Consider the following 17348-nt stretch of genomic DNA (forward strand, 5'->3'; position numbering starts at 1 on the left):
TCACGTTTCGCGCGGGCAAGGGGTATTTACGTGGTGGGTTTATGAGTATTTATCTTTTGCGCGTTGATAATTTTGGATGTCAAATCGGCATAGGTGTTCTAATTTGGTTTTAACATTTGGCTCATTAAAGTAGCTTTGAAGCGTGCTTTTTACATGTTGTTTTTTCTCATCTAAAAAGCTATCGGTGGTATTGTGGTTGCCTATGTTAATTTGCTTGTTTGATAATTGTTTAATTTGTTCGCTAAAGCTATTTAAATTATCAAGGAAGCCGACAACTTTATATGCTGCTAAATTATCAGCAAATTCACTTTTTACTTTTTCTGCATCGGTTACATCTTTTGCAAAACGGCCTGTTATACACATACTCATTACGTTGGCCATTTGCCAACCTCTGCGGTGGCCTAAAATGAGGTCTACTTCTTCAATAAGATTATCGCTGTTAAGGTTATTAGGCGCCATAATCGGTAATGAGTTAGTTAGCTTGTTATATATATAATTTGAAACAAAGCGTGAAACAGGTTCCCTCAATACAGTTATAAAGTGATACTGATGTGCAAAATTTTCAATAATATGTTGGTTTGTGCTCACATGACCACTTATGTATTGCCAGTTTTGCGCTAAGTGATAAGCAAGCAAACCATTTAATTGTTGCGCATGATGATCGCTAAACTGTGTAATACTATCAAGATCGGTTATCTCTTGATTAAATGTAGCCAAACTCATTTCAATGGCACCTTCACGGCTAAAGCGGGCTTCACCAGGTTTTGCAAGTTGTTCTCGCATCGCTAAATCAATTGAGATCCCCCCTGATTTAGGGACATGCACAAACGCAAACTTAGTTTGGTTTTGTTGTGCTTTGCCTATTCGGTGCAGTTTTACGTCGTAGCCTAAACGATTAATAAGGTGTTTTATATTTTGTTTCATCATGAAGTCATTTTTTAACTAAGCGTAATTGCTTTATAAATGGTTTTAATAATGTAGGAAAGTTTAACACAGCCAGATGTAATATTTGGGCGTAACGCTTAGTTTTTGAATGAAAAAACAAAAAACCATAACTTGCTACCATGTACGAAATTACAGTGGCCCATGCTGCCCCCACGCCTGCGTACTGAGGAATTAAAATAGCGTTTAAGGCTATGTTTGTTACTGCACCAAAAAGGCTAGAAACAAGACTGTACTTGTAAAGGTTTTCTATAATCAACCATTTTGAGAGTATTGCTCTTTGAAAAATAAAGATGCTTGCAAATATATGTATGCTGAGTATTGTTGCGCTTGAGCTGTATTCGCTACCATATATAAGTGCGATTAAAGAAGGGGCTATAAAGTAGGTAGTAATGCTAAGTATTAGCGCACTTAGGGTAAGCGTTGCTATCAATTGCTGTAATATTAAGTGGTATTTTAGATCGTCATTAAATTTTAATTGGCTTAGTTGTGCGCTAAAGGCATTGGCAATTAATACCGGAAACACGTACCACATTTCAGACAATTTTGCGGCTGCTGCGTAGTAAGCTACAGCGCGTGTGTCGACTAAATTCGCGAGCATTATTTGGTCTATTTTTAAATAGATTGTTGCTGCAACACCAGAGAACAATAGCCATTTACCTTTTTGGGCAAGCGCTATGTAGCTGCGCCTAGATGTATTTCGCTTAATATGTTGATGGTGCTTTCCTTTTACATATACCAGTATATAGCTCGCGCCAATAAAAACGTATTCAAGCCCTTGTAAGATAATTAATAAGCTAAGTGATGAGCCATTTAAAATAACGATGCATTTTAAGCTGTTAAGTGCTAAAAGTATAATCAGGCGAATTTTTAGTAATATATGTACCTGCTGCTTGGCTAAAAAGAAAAACTCAATAACATAAAATGCGCTAAAGCTTTGCAGTACTATCAATAGAAGTATATTGGCGTTATTTTCAGTATTTAAGATAAGTATCAGTAGTAAGCCTAAAGCTATAGATATTAGCGCTCCGCATAAGCGAACAATAAGTGCACTTTTAAGATAATAATGAGCGTTATGAGGATTATTAACTACATATTTAGTGACTATATTATTAAGCCCCATAACACTCAATGGTAAAAATAGGCCCGCTATGGAGAGGATATATGCGTATTGACCAAAAATGTCAGGACCGGCTATGCGCGCTAAAAGCACACTGTTTAAAAAGCTCAAACATAATAAAATGCACTTTTCTACAATTAGTAATACGCTATTTTTTATACCTGAAGAGGTAGACATGGCCACTCATGTTGTTGACGTTAAAAACATGCCACTATAACGTATTAAAAATAACTGTAAAAGGTTGAAAGGGTGATTGTAGCTGTATATGCTTCGCAGTTGGTTTTTTAAGTGGTATAGGCAAAGTATGTTGATTGAAATAAAAGGGGTTCAGTTTGTAAATAAAGGGGCTGAATTGATGTTGTATGCGATTTTAGAGCAATTTAAAATCCATTTGCCTGATGCTGAGGTATGTTTGGCTCATAATGTAAACTCTCCTTACAGTAAGCGAGCGGCAATTGGGGCTTTTCAAAAAGTAAATTTACGTAAGAACGTATTTGATTTTAGCTTTTTGTTCTCCTTTTTACCTATAAAAACCCGTCATTATTTTAAACATCGTTTTGGCATCGTTACTGAACTAGATGTAGATGTAGTACTAGATGCATCTGGCTTTAGCTATGGAGATCAATGGTCAGATGTAGTACTACAACAAGTGGCTAATGAAGTAACTCGATTCAAAAAAGCAAATAAAAAATATATATTTATGCCGCAATCATTAGGTCCTTTTACGCGAAATAAAAATAAGAGATATGCGCATCAAGCTTTTTCTAATGCAAGCTTAGTCTTTGCCCGAGAAAAACCGTCGCTAGAACATATTAAGCAATTTGATAGCGAAAACACCAATTTATTTATGGCTCCTGACTTTACTAATCTAGTTTGTCCATTAGCTGATGGTAAGTTTCTTAAATATAAAAATCATTTGATCGTCATTCCTAACTCAAAAATGCTGAGCTCTAAAAATAAAGATATTGATTGGAAAACTAATTATGTTGAGGTAATTAAGACTCTTATAGAAAAGGCATTAAGTTTGGGTGAGCAGGTTGTTATTTTGAATCATAGTGGTAAAGACGATGCCCCATTGTGTAAGGCTATTCAGAACGAGTTAAGTGTACCTTGTGATATTGTCGAACCTGTTACAGCGATTGAGGTTAAAGCTGTTATTGGTAATGCTAAAGCGGTTGTCAGCTCTCGCTTTCATGGCTGTGTAAGCGCTTTGTCGCAAGGTGTGCCATGCATTGCAACTGGATGGAGCCATAAATATTTAGAATTGTTTAAAGAATATAATAGTGAACATTTGCTACTTGATTCAAAAAGTAGCAACACTTTACTTTTTGAGTTGTTAAATGCAGTGCTTAACCCCGAACCTCAATGGCTTGAAAGCTTAAATTATAATGCTACTGATTATAAAAAGCAGACGCAAGATATGTGGGGAAAAGTAATAGCCACAATTAAGAGCAATTAGCTTATTTAGCTGAGGTTTGCTTGTTTTTCGAGGTTGAATTTGCAGTCATGTTTCTGTTTTAGAGATGCCTATTTAATATGGTTAAATCTTTATAAATAGGCGATTGACTCTTTACTGCTCCGTTTTTACTTAGCTAATTAGAGTGCAAACAGAGGACTACAATTGAATTTATCTAAACTGAACAAGCTTTAATCTTTATAGGCTAGCGGGGACAAGATATTTTCAATATAAACCTGCTGAATTTATATATCAATTGCAAGTAAGTTTAATGCAATTAATGTTAAAAAAGCGGTTTGAGATTGGGTTACAATCCAGCGTTCAGATTATTCATTACTTTAATGTTAGGGTGGGAATATGATTATTTTGTTCACTAATAGTTACTTAGGCTATTTTTATTTGTAGGTTAATCAACTATAATACCGTCGCTTCTATATTAGGTATATAAAATGAATAAAGGGCTAATGCTTCAAAAGGTAAGAAATTGTGATAACAAATAATGTAGGGCTGTTTCTGTGTTCTTTTTTAAGCCTTTTTATCTTTCGAAAAGTGGCTATTTATATAAATCTAGTTGATGAACCAAATTCACGAAAACACCATTCAGGCTCTGTTCCTCTTGTTGGTGGTATTGCTGTTTTTATTGTCGTATTTTCTTACCTATTAGTTTTTCCTGACACCATTTCATCGTCTATGTTGTATTTAGGTTGTGCTAGCATTTTATTATTTGTTGGTTTACTTGATGACCTTTATGATATTAGCTTTAGATTACGTTTGTTGTTGCAAATAGTTATTTCAGGCTTAATGATGGTATTTGGTGGCTTAGTACTAAACTATATAGGAGCTGTATTTGGTAGTAGCACCGTTGAGTTATCATACTTTGGTTATGTTATGACTGTTGTAGCCGTTGTTGGTGCTATAAATGCTTTTAATATGGTTGATGGCATTGATGGTTTACTCGGGGCACTTGCAACAATAACGTTTAGCTCTCTGGGTATTTTGTTTTACCTCAATAACCAGCATGAACTAACTGCTTTTTGTACCGCAATAGTCTTTGCTATTGCACCATATATACTTATGAATTTAGGTATTCCGCTAGGTCAGCGCTTTAAAGTATTTATGGGCGATGCTGGTAGCACAGTTATTGGATTTACGGTTGTATGGCTACTACTTGAAGGTTCGCAATCAGGTGAGGCGAGTGCTTTTAGTCCTGTAACCGCTCTTTGGTTGGCTGCTATCCCTATTATGGATGCTGTTTCAACGATTATCAGAAGAATAAAAAAAGGGCAATCACCCTTTCAGCCAGATAGAGAGCATCTTCATCATATTCTTCAACGATTAGGTTTAGGGTCAAAAATGACATTAGCTATGATTTGCTCTATAGCTAGCGTATTTGCTTGTATTGGGATTGTAGCTCAAATTTATAATGTTCCAGATTATGTTATGTTTTATGGCTTCCTTATTTGCTTGTTAGTATACAACCAAGTGATGATGAATATTTGGAAGTTTACAGTTGTTACTAGGCGTTTTATTCGATTTTTAAAGAGAAAATCTCAAAGTGAGATTGATTAATAACATTGACTGTAATGTAAAAGCTTAAATGAATTTAGCATTTTAAGTTTAAATGGGTTTAGGTATTAATTTAGTTGGTAAGTATTCAATAGCCACCTACCTTCGAGCTGGTGTTTATATTAGCTTTTTCTATGCTGTAGTATGTTTAAATCTAGAGTGATTATAAAGTTGCTTAATAATAGGTATGCAGTACATGGTAGTTATATAAATTTTTGACTTGGCGAACTAGTCAGTAAAAACCATTTCACTTTAATAAAGAGTAGTATTTGAAGGCTTACGTGCATTAATATTATTTATTAGTGATTTTCATTTCAAATATTATACGTAGTAATTATCCTGTTAGCTTTAGAAAACAACCCAACAGTACTTTTTTCCTAGTAAAATCAACCCCTTTTAGTTTTAAATAAGTAAATATATGAAGTTAATAAAAGTATTGCACTATGTACCTAATTTTTCAGTGAATACTGAAACGTTTATTTATGATCAAATTTTAGGTATTCAGAGCCATGGCCTAGAATCTGCGGTCCTTACCACTAAAAGGTTAAACTTAGAATCACGCCCTTTTTCAAATGTTTATATATCGCCATTTAAGAATATATGGAATGAGAGAATTACCCAGAGTTTAGCACTGAGGTTTCAGTTGATGCCTTATTTAATTGACTATAAATATTGGGAAAAAGTGCTACAGGAGTTTCGGCCTGATGTTGTGCACTGCCATACAGGAAACGCAGTAAAAGGGTGGATGCATGTGAGCGAAAAATTAGGGGTTACCATCCCGACAGTAGCCTCTATGCACGGTTCTGATGTAAATAGCGAACCTTTGATAAGAAATAAATATAAAGACGTTCTTGTCAGTGCAGGCCATAAAGAATTTGTGTATTGGACTGTGCCTTCTAATTTTTTGAAACAGAAAATGACCATGAATTTATCTGTTTCGCAAGATAAAATATCTATAGTGCATAATGCAATTAATCCTGTTTTTACGAAGTCTTGTAAAAGAATTTCATTTAATCAATTGAAGGTGATTAGCGTCGGTCGATTTATACCTTGTAAAGGTCATATTTTTTTGATTAGTGCATTCGCACGGACGCTTGAGGTGTATCCGAACGCAATCCTTACTCTAGTGGGTAATGGTCCCCTTAAGAAAAGCTTAATTGAGCATGCCCAAGAGTTGGGTATTTATAGTAACATTAGATTTATAGACTATATTAGTCATGATGACTTACCTAACCTTTTGTCTGAGCATAATATATATGTACAACCCTCCATTAGAGACGAGAACACTCAACAAGAGGAGTCATTTGGGGTCGCAGCACTGGAAGCCATGGCTGTAGGTTTGTCTGTTATTGTGACGCAGTGCGGTGGTTTGAAAGAGTTGGCTAGCTTTTGCGATAAAAAAAGTGTTTCAGTAGTGCAGCAGAAAAATAAAGATGACATTGCTGATGCAATCAATAAACACTTTATGGAAAAAACACCTGTATCTTTTGAGGATAGAATAAAGATTAGTGATATTTTTTCTAGTAGAAAAAATATTACCAGCATACTTGAAATTTATAGGCATGCAGTCAATAAGGTATGAGATGAAACACCGACATATTTTATTGGCTGAATATACTTATTAACTCGTTAGTTAAAAAGAAGCCTTCTTTACAGTAAGCTTTTGCTTTGAAACAATTTGCTTGTTCGATACTTAGGCTTATATTATTTAATTTATGACAAACGATTGCTAGCTCGTTATTTTCTATATAAGTGGTAAGATCAGACTGGTGTTTATCTATTCGTTCATAGTTAGGTATTACAATACACTTCTTTTTTTTCTCAAGTAGTTCGAAAATCGTACCAGCCCCAGCGTGAGATATTACGATGTCAGCTTCATCTATATACTTCGAAAACTCTTCTGAGAACGAAAAGTACACACCGTTAGATGGTTTATAATTACTATTGCTTATTTGGAAAGTGAACTCGTAATTTGGTAGTGTTTTAGCTACTTTATCCACTGCTTGTATAAAAGACTCAAAAGGTGATGAGCCAACAGTTACTAAAACTTTCATAGACGCCCACAGAATTTTGCATTTTTATAGAGTTGTTTTTGTTCTTTATTTTGTACCCAAAACTCATCACAAAATTTTGACATTATACGACCGGTGAACGAACGTGTATAAAACCGGCAAAATGTTTCAATAAACACCACTTTTTTCCCGAATAACTTTAATATCAAAGACGGTATAATTGAGATTCCTGGGCCCGTAGATATTACGCCCAAAACTTCATATTTGTAACATAACTTAATCGTTAAAATGCATGAATAAACAATGCCAGTAATAGCCATAAGTATTGATTTTAAACGGTTTTTTTTATGGCGAACGTCATCTAATCTGTAATGTGAAATTGACGAATTTATAGGAGAAGTGCCTACCGTGACAAAGGCTAAAGGAGACTTGGAAAGACGCTCGTAAAGCAGCTTCATTTCTTGTTTGTGACCACCCTCACCGTAGATGAGTAGAGTGATTTTTTGTTTTTGCATGTTTAATCTTTTTTATTAAATTTTGAGGTGATACCAAAGTACCGCCTTACTTTTACCGTAATACGCCATATGCGTGTCATTACAAAAAAGTATATTATGTTTATTCCGACAAAACTCCAAAACATAATATAACTTGGAACGTTTAGTATTTCAGAAGCTATACCTATTAATGAGAACACACCTGCAATAATGCATATAGTAATCAAAGCAAGCTTTGGTGAAAAGCCAAAACGTATAAGAATATGGTGTAAATGTTCTCGATCTGGTTTAAATGGCGATTGTTTTTTTCTGATACGTCTAAATATGGTAGAGAGTGCATCTATAATAGGAACAGCTGCAAGCCAAAGCCCTGTCACAGCTTGAAATGAACGAGATGGTCCTTGTGAGCCTTCAATTAAAAGCCAAACAACGGTAAAGCCGATGACGGTACTACCAGCATCACCCATAAAAACTTTAAATTTTTGTCCAAAAGGTATGCCAAGATTCATTAAGATATATGGGATTGTTGCAATAACAATAGCTATAGAAAATGAAAACAATTGGATATGGCCTGAAAACATAAACAAAACTGACATCGCGCCGAAAGTAATGGTTGTCATTCCCCCTAATAGGCCATCAATGCCATCAACCATGTTAAATGCATTTATTGCACCAATTATTGCAATAAAAGTGAGTAAATAACCAAGATTAGGTATAACTAACTCAAAGGGACCAAATAAGTTGCCTAAGTTGACTAAGACCAGCTCACCATTAAACATCATAACTAAAGACATGAAAGCTTGGATAGTCAGTCTCATATTAAAACCTAGATTTTTTAGATCGTCTAATACGCCTATTAGAAGTAGTAGACCGGCACAGCTTAAATAGATGTATGAATTAGTGAGTGTTGTTGGGAATGCGTATAAGTAGCTAAAAACAATGGCAAATATCGATAGTCCTCCAACTAAGGGGACAGCGCCAATATGTCTTTTTCGCTCATTTGGAGTGTCAACTAGATTGATGACTTTCGCTATTTTCCTGAAAAAGAAAAGGCTAATAAAAGTAGCGAAAAATACACTTAAATTATTTATGATCACAGTAAAGGATGCCTAACTTGTGTTGGTTATACAATATATAAATTGTAATGAAAAGATTAATACCCACTGACATTTACCGTAACGTTACATGCTTAATATTCATGTAACCGTATCATGTTAGCTGATACCTATTAGGTAGTCACACCATTTTTACTTATCCTAAGTAGATTACATTATTATGCTAAGTTTATTTGTGTTCTTTTGTTACCAACACCAAATTAAAAAACAAATTTAGCTCCTGATTACATAGGGTAAAAAACGCTACAAAAAAGATAACGTTTTGATATACTGCCCACCATTTTATTAGGTCTAGGTTGGTTGGGTAGTATCATGGAAAGTAATGTTGGAGCCATCGAGCAAGATATAAATACCACTTCTATTAGCTTCTTTAGGTACATGTGGGTAGTTATAGTAGGTACCTTGCTATCAGGATGCTTGTCAGTTTTTATTGCTCTTAATCAGCCGAATACGTATACCGCTAAGGTGTATTTATCTCCTATTGAAAAGTCTGAAGGCGGCGGGATGTCTAAGCTAGCTGGGCAGTTTGGCGGTTTAGCCAGTATGGCTGGAATTTCTTTAGGTGGAAGTGAGGGGTCAGATATTGAGGCTGCCTTAGAGTTTATGCGCAGCAGAGGATTCCTTCAAACATTTATAAATAAAAGGGAACTGATGCCTGATTTACTTGCTTTGACGGCTTGGGAGCAAGATACTCGAAAATCAATTTACAACTTAGAGACCTATGATCCGGATAGAAAGGTTTGGACTCGCACGCCTCCAGCTGACAAAGATGTTATACCTACAGCTTGGGAAGGCTATAATAAATTATTAAGTCAAATAAACACTACATATTTAAAAAAGAAAGGTTTAATTGAACTGCAAGTCACAACAATTTCACCTGAATTATCTGTCAATGTAGCTAACTGGCTAATCGAAGACATTAACCAGTTCTGGAGAGAGAAAGATAAAAAAGAAGCAGAAGAGGCGATTGAATATCTTAAAACTCAAGCTTTAGAAACAAATGTACGTGAATTACGCACTGTCTTTTATGAACTTATTGCGGACCAAACACGTACTAAATTATTATCGTCTGTTGGTGATTACCATTTATTAAAACCACTCTCACCCGTTGTTTATCCTGAAGAAAAATCAGGACCCTCAAGAGCTCTTATATGTATCGGTATTACGTTTTTTGGTGGACTTCTCTCTGTGATATTGGCATTTTTACTAACGCTTCGTTCTCGAGAGCAGTAAGTTATGACAATTGAGCAAGTAAAGCCATGTGTGCTTCTTACTAGTAACCAATATAAACCTAATATAGGTGGTATTGAGAATTCGTTATATCACCTCGCTCAAGAGTATAAAAAGTTAGGCTATAACGTTGTTATTGTTATAAGTGATTTGAATTCTGCAGATAAACCTTTATTAGAGTATGAGCTCGAAGAGGGAGTTTCTATTTACAGGTACAAAACAGAGAGAAACTCTGGCTTTGGTCGAGGGATAAGGCATGTATTTAATGCCATAAAAATTTATAAAAAGGTGCTTAAAAAATATAAACCATGCTTAACTATATGTAGATTCCACTTTAACTTGGTTATTCTAAAAATTATTGGCTGTAAAAATATTGTCTATCTTGTGCCTGGAGTCGTTGAGAATGAAACTAAAGCCAGTCTTCGCCAACAAAGTAGACAGCTAGCTTCAATTAAAAGCAAGTTCTCCTTATTGCTACATAAGTTAATGCAAAGCTTTGCATTTAAATATTGCGATCGACTATACGTATTTAGTGAAAACATGCGTAGGCAAGTAAGCATCGTAAATAAGAATAAGCCTATATTAATTTGCAAGCCCGGTGTTAGTCTAACTCGTTTTACCTTAGCATCCCCTAATGAAAAACATAAACTTAGAGAAGCTGTTGGTTTGCCGTCTCAGGGTAGAGTTTTTTTATGTATTGGGCGTTTTGTTAAGGCTAAAGGGTTTGATATTGCAATTAAAGCCCTTAAACAACTCGACGATAAAAATGTTCAATTGTGGTTATTGGGAGAGGGGGCTGAAGAGGCTGAATTATTTGAACTTTGTACTAGCTTAAACTTAAATGAACAAGTTCATTTTTTAGGACGACAAAGCTCTCCTGAGCTTTATTACAGGGCTGCTGATTTTTTCATTATGTCTTCAACTTATGAGCCTTTAGGGCAAACAATACTGGAAGCTCTTTGTTGCGGTTTACCAATAGTTGGAGCACAGTCAAGCGAAAGTATTGTTACAGCAACAAGTGAAATACTAGAATTGACTAATAATATGATGATTGATGAGCATTCGCCTCTCTCATTTTCAGTAGGAATGCAAGAGTGTTTAAATTTAAACAAAAACAATTATTTAGCTCTTCAAGCTGAAAATCGTAAACTGGCTGAGCTAAACTATAGCTGGAAAAAATTGGCTGAGGATTTGATAGCGAATGACTAAGCTCAAATATATACTTTTCGCCGTGATTAATCGATTTGTACGCTCTCAAAGGCTCCAATTTAAAGTAGATAGATTAGCTTATGAGCGTGTAATAGAAAAATATAAATCGCAAGGCGCTACAATCGGTAAAAATACCCTGATCATTGACACCAAACTTTCTTCTTCAAGTAAAGGTGATCAGTTTTTTATTGGTGATAACTGTACTATTACAGGCGCAACTTTACTTGGGCATGATGCTTCACCAACATTACATATTGATGAGCTTGTTATATTTAAAGAAAGTTTCCGTAAAGGCTCACGCAGGTCTTATCGTTCTCCAGTTATTATAGGTAATAATGTATTTATTGGCTGGGGTAGTATCATTCTTCCCGGTGTTGAAATTGGAGATAATTGCGTTATCGGTGCCGGCAGTGTAGTGAGTAAAAGTATTCCCCCTGGTATGGTTGCTGCTGGAAATCCTGCTCGTGTTCTAAAATCAACTAATGATTACGCAGAGTCTTATCGTAGGCGGTTGAAAGAAGAGCCGAGTAACTTTTGATGATTCGTCGTTTATTTATTAGTGATGAACAACCTGCATTCGCACATCAATTGTGCCTTTTTATGATGAGTATATATTTACTCGCTGACATTGCTTCGGGGTTCACTGTTCTTCAGTTGGGAGTTGATTTAAAAATATCATTATTATACAAGCTCCCTTTAACTATGCTCATTTTTTCGCTTGTTTTTATTTTGGATCCAAAGTACTTCTTAGCGCTTTGCTTTATGCTCGTAGCTCTTCTTGCTGGGCCTATTATACAACTTGCTTCAAAAGCTGATTTGTCTTTTTTTATTGCAGACTTTTCTTATGTTTATAAAATACTAATGCCAATCTCTATTTTTATTTACTTTGGTTTACTAGCCATTAAGTGGAAATCGTTTGTTACTATTTGGCTCGAAAGGATTTTATTTAGTAATTTTGTGATTCTATGTTTTAACCTTTTTATCGGCGCTCTAGGATTTGGTCGATCAAGTTACTCTCTTAGGGATGGGGAGACTGCTGGTTCAAATGGCTTTATCTATGCTGCAAATGAGCTAGGGGGGACGCTAATAGTCCTATTTTCGTTTACTTTGCACTGGTGTTGGAATCATAAACCTCGTTGGTATTTTGTCTTTTCAATGTTTACGGCATTATGTGGTCTTTTAGTTGCGACTAAAACAGCGATGCTAGCTACGCTCATCCTTATTTTTTTAATACCACTTGTTAATGAAAGAGAGCGATTTTTTAGTTTTACAAAACTTAAATGTATCATGCTTATACCAACGATAGTTGTTGTCACAGGAGTAATATTTCTTATAACTGACCTGCTAAAAGCAATAGGGCTATACGATAAGTTTTTATGGGTGCTAACAGATAAAGGTATTTTAGGTCTAATTTGGTCAGGCCGAGAAGTTTTCACGCGAGATATGTTGGTAATTTATATTGAGCAGTTTGGCTTTTTGCAGCAATTTTTTGGTGTAGGTACTGCTGGAGTAGCACAATATTTACCCGTAAAGTACTCAGCTGAAGTAGATTTTATAGACACAATTGTGTGGTTCGGTTTTCCTGGTTTAGCGATTTGCTTAACTTTTTACTTGCTCACTTTATTAAAAGCTGCAAAGCAATTTACCCAGCCCGACTCAAAGTATAGTCCAAGTATATTTGTGGGTGGAGTCATTTTACTTTTTTTAGCTCAACTAAGTGGTCATATTTGGATGTCAGGGACTTTAGGTATTTCATTGGGCTGTTTTTTATCCTTACTTTGGGTCGATAAAAGACAAGGGAGATGAATTTGAGCAACAAAGTTCCTTTGGTTTCCGTCTGGATACCGACTTACAATCGACTTGAGTTATTGAAAAGAGCTGTTAAGTCGGTGAGAAATCAAACCTACCCAAATATTGAAATATTTATTGTTGATAATGGTTCTACAGATGGTACTAGAGAGTATCTGCAAGAATTAAAGCAATCATGCGACAACGTTCAATATCATTGTTTTGAGAAAAATGAAGGTGCATGCCGCGCAAGAAATTATGCAATAAAACATGCTACAGGTTTTTTTGCTACTGGACTCGACGACGATGATGAGTTTTTACTTACTCGAATTGAAGAGCTTGTTTCTGCATTTGATGAAAAATATGCTTTTGTGTGTAGTAGTTATATTTGGGATTACGGAAAAATAAGAAAACCACAGCTGAACACTGAATTAATTATTGATTTAGATAAACAATTAAATTTTAACCAAGCATCTAATCAAGTACTTACATATAGACAACGCTTAATTGATGTCGGTATGTTTGATGTTTCAGTAGTTTCTTCACAAGATTGGGAGCTTTGGACTAGAATGATAGTTAGATTTGGCTCAGCTAAGCGCATAAAAAAACCATCTTACATTGTTCATACCGCTCACGATATGCCTAGAATAACAGATAGCTTAAATAATCGAACACTTGGTTTTAATCAATATTTTGAACGCTACGGACACCTTATGTCTAAAAGTAATAAGAAATGTTATGACTTTTTAGTTCACTACAATGAAGGGAACACAATAACACTTTTTACTGTGGTAAAATATTTTACTCCCGCTATTGCTACTAAGTTACTAAAAGCTTGGCTAGCCTCTACTTTTCCTAGACTTGCAAAAAAGCGTCTTGAATTATTTAAAAAAGGTAAACGTGAGTAAAATTTGTTTTATCGCTAATTTATTTCCATCCAAACGTGACCCATCTTTTGGAAGTTTTGTTGGGAAAAATCATGAACAGCTTATTGAGCAAGGTCATAAGATAATTAATAAAGTAGTAATTGATTATCGGGCATCCGGCCTTGAGAAGTTAATTTGTTATATACGTTTTATTTTTAGCGGTATGCTTGCAATTAATAAACGGAATTATGATTTTATATATTTTCATTACCTTACTTATTCAACCATATGTTTATTGCCTTATTTATTGTTTAGTAAGCCAAAGTATGTGATTAATGTTCATGGTGATGATCTTGTTGGAAATAGTTTTATTCATAAAATCATGGGTATAGCTTCCCCATTGATAATCAAGCATAGCGCTGGGATAATAGTTCCATCCCAATACTTTAAAACTATTCTTCTTGAGTTATACCCTTGGTATCGCGAAGAGAAAGTTATTATCTCTCCTTCTGGAGGCGTTGATTTTGAGATATTTAAAGCAAATAAGCTTTCAGATAGCTCTTTATTTACTTTAGGCTATGTTTCAAGAATTGATGAAGGTAAAGGATGGCCCGAACTTTTAAAAGCAGTTGCTTTAATCAAAAATGAACAGCCTGAGCTTGTAGAGCGATTTAAATTGAACCTGTACGGTACTGGTGGTCAAGTTGAACAGTTGAAAAATGCAATATCAGAATTGGGTATTGGCAAGTTAGTTACTTATTTTGGAGCATTAGAGCATAATCAGCTCGCTATTAAATACAGTGAGATGAATGCATTTGTTTTCCCTACACACAGAGAGAGTTTTGGTTTAGTTGCTGTTGAAGCTCTCGCGTGCGGCACTCCTGTTCTCGCTTCTAATATTAGTCCAGTCAATGAAATTGTTATAGAGGGTATAAACGGCCTGTTTTTTGAAAAACAAAACCCACATTCTATAGCAGAAAAAATAATTCAATTATTAGAAATGAATAAAGCTGATTATGACAAATTAGTTAGTAATGCCCGTGAATCTGTCGAACATTATAGTGCCGAATTAGTCGCAAAGCAGTTAGATGAAAATCTGCAAAAATTAATAAATAATTAGGGAATAAAGATGAAAATAGCTGTAGTTGGCACCGGGTATGTGGGCCTTTCTAATGCGATGCTTTTATCTCAAAATAATCAAGTTGTAGCGCTTGATATAGATGAGAAAAAAATAGCGTTATTAAATAACCAGCAATCTCCAATAATTGATGAGCAAATTGAGCTTTATTTAAAACGCACCGATTTAGATTTTACAGCGACGACTGATAAGCACCTCGCTTATAGCAATACAGATTACGTGATTATTTCAACACCTACAGACTATGATGCAGAGACTAATTACTTTAATACTAGCTCAGTAGAGGCTGTAATTACTGATGTGCTTTCTATAAACCCAGGTGCTGTAATGGTTATTAAATCAACGGTTCCTGTTGGATTTACGGAGTCTGTAAAAGAAAAATTTAACTGTAATAATATTATTTTTTCGCCTGAATTTTTACGAGAAGGCAATGCGCTTCACGATAATTTGTACCCGTCTCGTATTGTGGTAGGTGAGCAAAGTGAGCGTGCTAAAGTCTTTGCTAAACTACTAGAGCAAGGTGCTATTAAGCAAAATATAGACATTTTATTTACTGGTTCAACCGAAGCTGAGGCGATTAAGCTTTTTTCAAATACCTATTTGGCTATGCGGGTCGCCTATTTTAATGAGTTAGACAGCTATGCAGAGTCTCATGGTTTGGATAGTAAGCAGATAATTCAAGGTGTAGGATTAGATCCTCGAATTGGCACACACTACAATAATCCTTCATTTGGCTACGGCGGATATTGTCTTCCGAAAGATACTAAACAACTTCGTGCTAATTATGAAAATGTACCCAATAATATTATTGGTGCAATTGTTGATGCAAATACAACACGTAAAGATTTTATTGCCAACTCCATAATTAAACGTAACCCTCGCGTTGTGGGTATATACCGACTAGTGATGAAAACGGGCTCAGATAATTTTAGAGCTTCAGCTATTCAAGGTATTATGAAGCGTATAAAAGCTAAGGGAATTGAAGTTGTAGTGTATGAACCAACACTCAACGAAAATGAATTTTACCATTCTCGTGTGATTAAAGATTTAAACGAGTTTAAAAAAATATCCGATGTGGTTGTTGCAAACCGAATGGTTGAGGCGCTCAGTGATATTGTTGATAAAGTTTACACCCGAGATTTATTTGGTAGCGATTAAGCTTTAGGCGAGGTTTTATACCCCGCTTTTTACTGATTTATGCCATATCACAGGAGCAATAAATAAAGTGCTCCTGTAAGTCGTATCAAACTCAATCCTTAAATCACTCTCAGCGCTTTTGGCCTCGTAATCTGCTTTTAAACTCTCATTTAACCCCATTCAGCTTAGATCTATCTCATAACTGGTAACTTAATTTAATTGCTTATTTATTTTAAATCAAAGGACTACCTATGAAAGCTGTCATCCCCGTTGCTGGCCTTGGAACGCGAATGTTGCCAATGACTAAAGCGATTCCAAAAGAGATGTTGCCAATTGTTGATAAACCGCTTATCCAATACATAGTAAATGAATGCGTTGCTGCAGGGGTAAAAGAGATTGTGTTGGTAACGCACAGCTCAAAAAATGCTATTGAGAATCACTTTGATACGAGTTTCGAGCTTGAAGCAACACTCGAAAAGCGCGTTAAGCGCGTACTACTCGATGAAGTTCGCTCTATTTGTCCGCCGGATGTAACCATTATGAGTGTGAGACAAGGCGAAGCTAAAGGGTTAGGGCATGCTATTTTATGTGCTAAGCCAATTGTAGGTAATGATGATTTTGTTGTACTTTTACCCGATGTCATTCTTGATACTTATACGGCAGATCAAAAAACTGAAAACTTGGCCGCTATGATCAAGCGATTTAGCGAAACTAAGGCGAGTCAGATAATGCTGGAGCCAGTCGCGAGCGATGAGGTTAGTAAATACGGTATTGCAGATATTAACGGTGTACAGCTTAGCCCAGGTGAAAGCGCTGCTATTATGGCAATGGTTGAAAAGCCAAGGGTTGAGCTCGCTCCTTCAAACTTAGCGGTGGTTGGGCGTTATGTGCTTAGCAAAAACATTTGGCCACTGTTAGCTAAAACACCGATTGGCGCTGGTGATGAAATACAACTGACTGACGCGATTGACTCACTCATGGCACAAGAAACCGTAGAGGCATTTCATATGAGCGGGCGTTCACATGATTGTGGAGACAAACTTGGTTATTTAAAAGCGATAGTTGAGTACAGTATGCGTGACGATAAGTTAGGTGAGGAGTTTTCTCAATTTTTATATAATACCAAACTGCATAAATCTTTGAGCAATTTAACGAATTAAATTGCACTATAACGTCGTTAAAAATTTTTTATTTAGAACAACTAGATACAAAAATTTTTGCCTAGTTCTAGCGTAATTTTCTTAACGTAAAACAGACCCCATATATAACCATGTT

At 35.5% G+C, this 17348-nt stretch carries 16 protein-coding genes; 11 read left to right on the top strand and 5 right to left on the bottom strand.

What is annotated here, in order from left to right; all coding sequences use genetic code 11:
- Window positions 1-39: 39 nt before the first annotated feature.
- Together CWB66_RS15045 and CWB66_RS15050 are read right to left on the bottom strand one after the other, a co-directional pair.
- A complete protein-coding gene (locus tag CWB66_RS15045) occupies window positions 40-927 on the bottom strand; it encodes a sulfotransferase family 2 domain-containing protein (RefSeq protein WP_138585994.1) in 888 nt (295 codons plus the stop codon).
- A 4-nt stretch (window positions 928-931) separates the two neighbouring features.
- A complete protein-coding gene (locus CWB66_RS15050) occupies window positions 932-2239 on the bottom strand; it encodes a flippase (protein WP_138585995.1) in 1308 nt (435 codons plus the stop codon).
- Between the two features lie 127 nt (window positions 2240-2366).
- Between CWB66_RS15050 and CWB66_RS15055 the strand changes: the two genes are divergently transcribed.
- The 3 genes from CWB66_RS15055 (at window position 2367) to CWB66_RS15065 (ending at window position 6666) form a co-directional block, all read left to right on the top strand.
- Window positions 2367-3521: a polysaccharide pyruvyl transferase family protein gene (locus tag CWB66_RS15055; protein ID WP_171037511.1), complete on the top strand. Its 1155-nt coding sequence runs from the start codon at window positions 2367-2369 to the stop codon at window positions 3519-3521.
- 483 nt (window positions 3522-4004) lie between these two features.
- Window positions 4005-5087 carry a UDP-N-acetylglucosamine--undecaprenyl-phosphate N-acetylglucosaminephosphotransferase gene (gene wecA / locus CWB66_RS15060; RefSeq protein WP_354384679.1) on the top strand — a complete coding sequence of 361 codons (1083 nt, stop codon included), beginning with the start codon at window positions 4005-4007 and terminating at the stop codon, window positions 5085-5087.
- A gap of 415 nt (window positions 5088-5502) precedes the next feature.
- Window positions 5503-6666, top strand: coding sequence for a glycosyltransferase family 4 protein (locus CWB66_RS15065; protein ID WP_138585997.1), 1164 nt, complete (start codon window positions 5503-5505; stop codon window positions 6664-6666).
- A gap of 19 nt (window positions 6667-6685) precedes the next feature.
- Here the strand turns inward: CWB66_RS15065 and pssE are convergent, their stop codons facing one another.
- Genes pssE through wecA (CWB66_RS15080) form a run of 3 tightly spaced genes read right to left on the bottom strand, consistent with a single transcriptional unit; the run spans window position 6686 to window position 8687 of the window.
- Window positions 6686-7138 carry a PssE/Cps14G family polysaccharide biosynthesis glycosyltransferase gene (gene pssE / locus CWB66_RS15070; RefSeq protein WP_077536087.1) on the bottom strand — a complete coding sequence of 151 codons (453 nt, stop codon included), beginning with the start codon at window positions 7136-7138 and terminating at the stop codon, window positions 6686-6688.
- Entirely contained in the window at window positions 7135-7611 is a 477-nt protein-coding gene (pssD, locus tag CWB66_RS15075; RefSeq protein ID WP_138585998.1) for a PssD/Cps14F family polysaccharide biosynthesis glycosyltransferase, read from the bottom strand. Before pssD ends, pssE begins: the two co-directional genes overlap by 4 nt.
- Window positions 7612-7613: 2 nt before the next feature.
- Window positions 7614-8687, bottom strand: a complete 1074-nt coding sequence (wecA, locus tag CWB66_RS15080) for a UDP-N-acetylglucosamine--undecaprenyl-phosphate N-acetylglucosaminephosphotransferase (protein ID WP_212747827.1) — start codon at window positions 8685-8687, stop codon at window positions 7614-7616.
- A 330-nt stretch (window positions 8688-9017) separates the two neighbouring features.
- On the opposite strand from wecA (CWB66_RS15080), the gene CWB66_RS15085 reads away from it, so the two are divergent.
- The 8 genes from CWB66_RS15085 (at window position 9018) to galU (ending at window position 17233) form a co-directional block, all read left to right on the top strand.
- Entirely contained in the window at window positions 9018-9938 is a 921-nt protein-coding gene (locus CWB66_RS15085; RefSeq protein WP_077536085.1) for a GumC domain-containing protein, read from the top strand.
- A 3-nt stretch (window positions 9939-9941) separates the two neighbouring features.
- Complete coding sequence (locus CWB66_RS15090) at window positions 9942-11144, top strand: glycosyltransferase family 4 protein (protein WP_138585999.1); 1203 nt, start codon at window positions 9942-9944, stop codon at window positions 11142-11144.
- Entirely contained in the window at window positions 11137-11682 is a 546-nt protein-coding gene (locus CWB66_RS22970; RefSeq protein WP_138586000.1) for an acyltransferase, read from the top strand. Before CWB66_RS15090 ends, CWB66_RS22970 begins: the two co-directional genes overlap by 8 nt.
- A complete protein-coding gene (locus CWB66_RS15100; RefSeq protein WP_138586001.1) occupies window positions 11682-12950 on the top strand; it encodes an O-antigen ligase family protein in 1269 nt (422 codons plus the stop codon). The genes CWB66_RS22970 and CWB66_RS15100 overlap by 1 nt, the downstream gene beginning before the upstream one ends.
- A 2-nt stretch (window positions 12951-12952) precedes the next feature.
- Window positions 12953-13840, top strand: a complete 888-nt coding sequence (locus CWB66_RS15105; RefSeq protein ID WP_171037512.1) for a glycosyltransferase family 2 protein — start codon at window positions 12953-12955, stop codon at window positions 13838-13840.
- Window positions 13833-14918 carry a glycosyltransferase family 4 protein gene (locus tag CWB66_RS15110; RefSeq protein WP_077536080.1) on the top strand — a complete coding sequence of 362 codons (1086 nt, stop codon included), beginning with the start codon at window positions 13833-13835 and terminating at the stop codon, window positions 14916-14918. The genes CWB66_RS15105 and CWB66_RS15110 overlap by 8 nt, the downstream gene beginning before the upstream one ends.
- A gap of 9 nt (window positions 14919-14927) precedes the next feature.
- The gene (locus tag CWB66_RS15115; RefSeq protein WP_138586003.1) at window positions 14928-16094 is read left to right on the top strand and encodes a nucleotide sugar dehydrogenase; all 1167 of its coding nucleotides are present in this window, start codon (window positions 14928-14930) and stop codon (window positions 16092-16094) included.
- Window positions 16095-16324: 230 nt separating this feature from the next.
- Window positions 16325-17233 carry a UTP--glucose-1-phosphate uridylyltransferase GalU gene (gene galU / locus CWB66_RS15120; RefSeq protein ID WP_138586004.1) on the top strand — a complete coding sequence of 303 codons (909 nt, stop codon included), beginning with the start codon at window positions 16325-16327 and terminating at the stop codon, window positions 17231-17233.
- Window positions 17234-17348: the final 115 nt, after the last annotated feature.

The organism is Pseudoalteromonas sp. S558 (assembly GCF_005886635.1).
Lineage (GTDB): Bacteria > Pseudomonadota > Gammaproteobacteria > Enterobacterales > Alteromonadaceae > Pseudoalteromonas > Pseudoalteromonas aliena.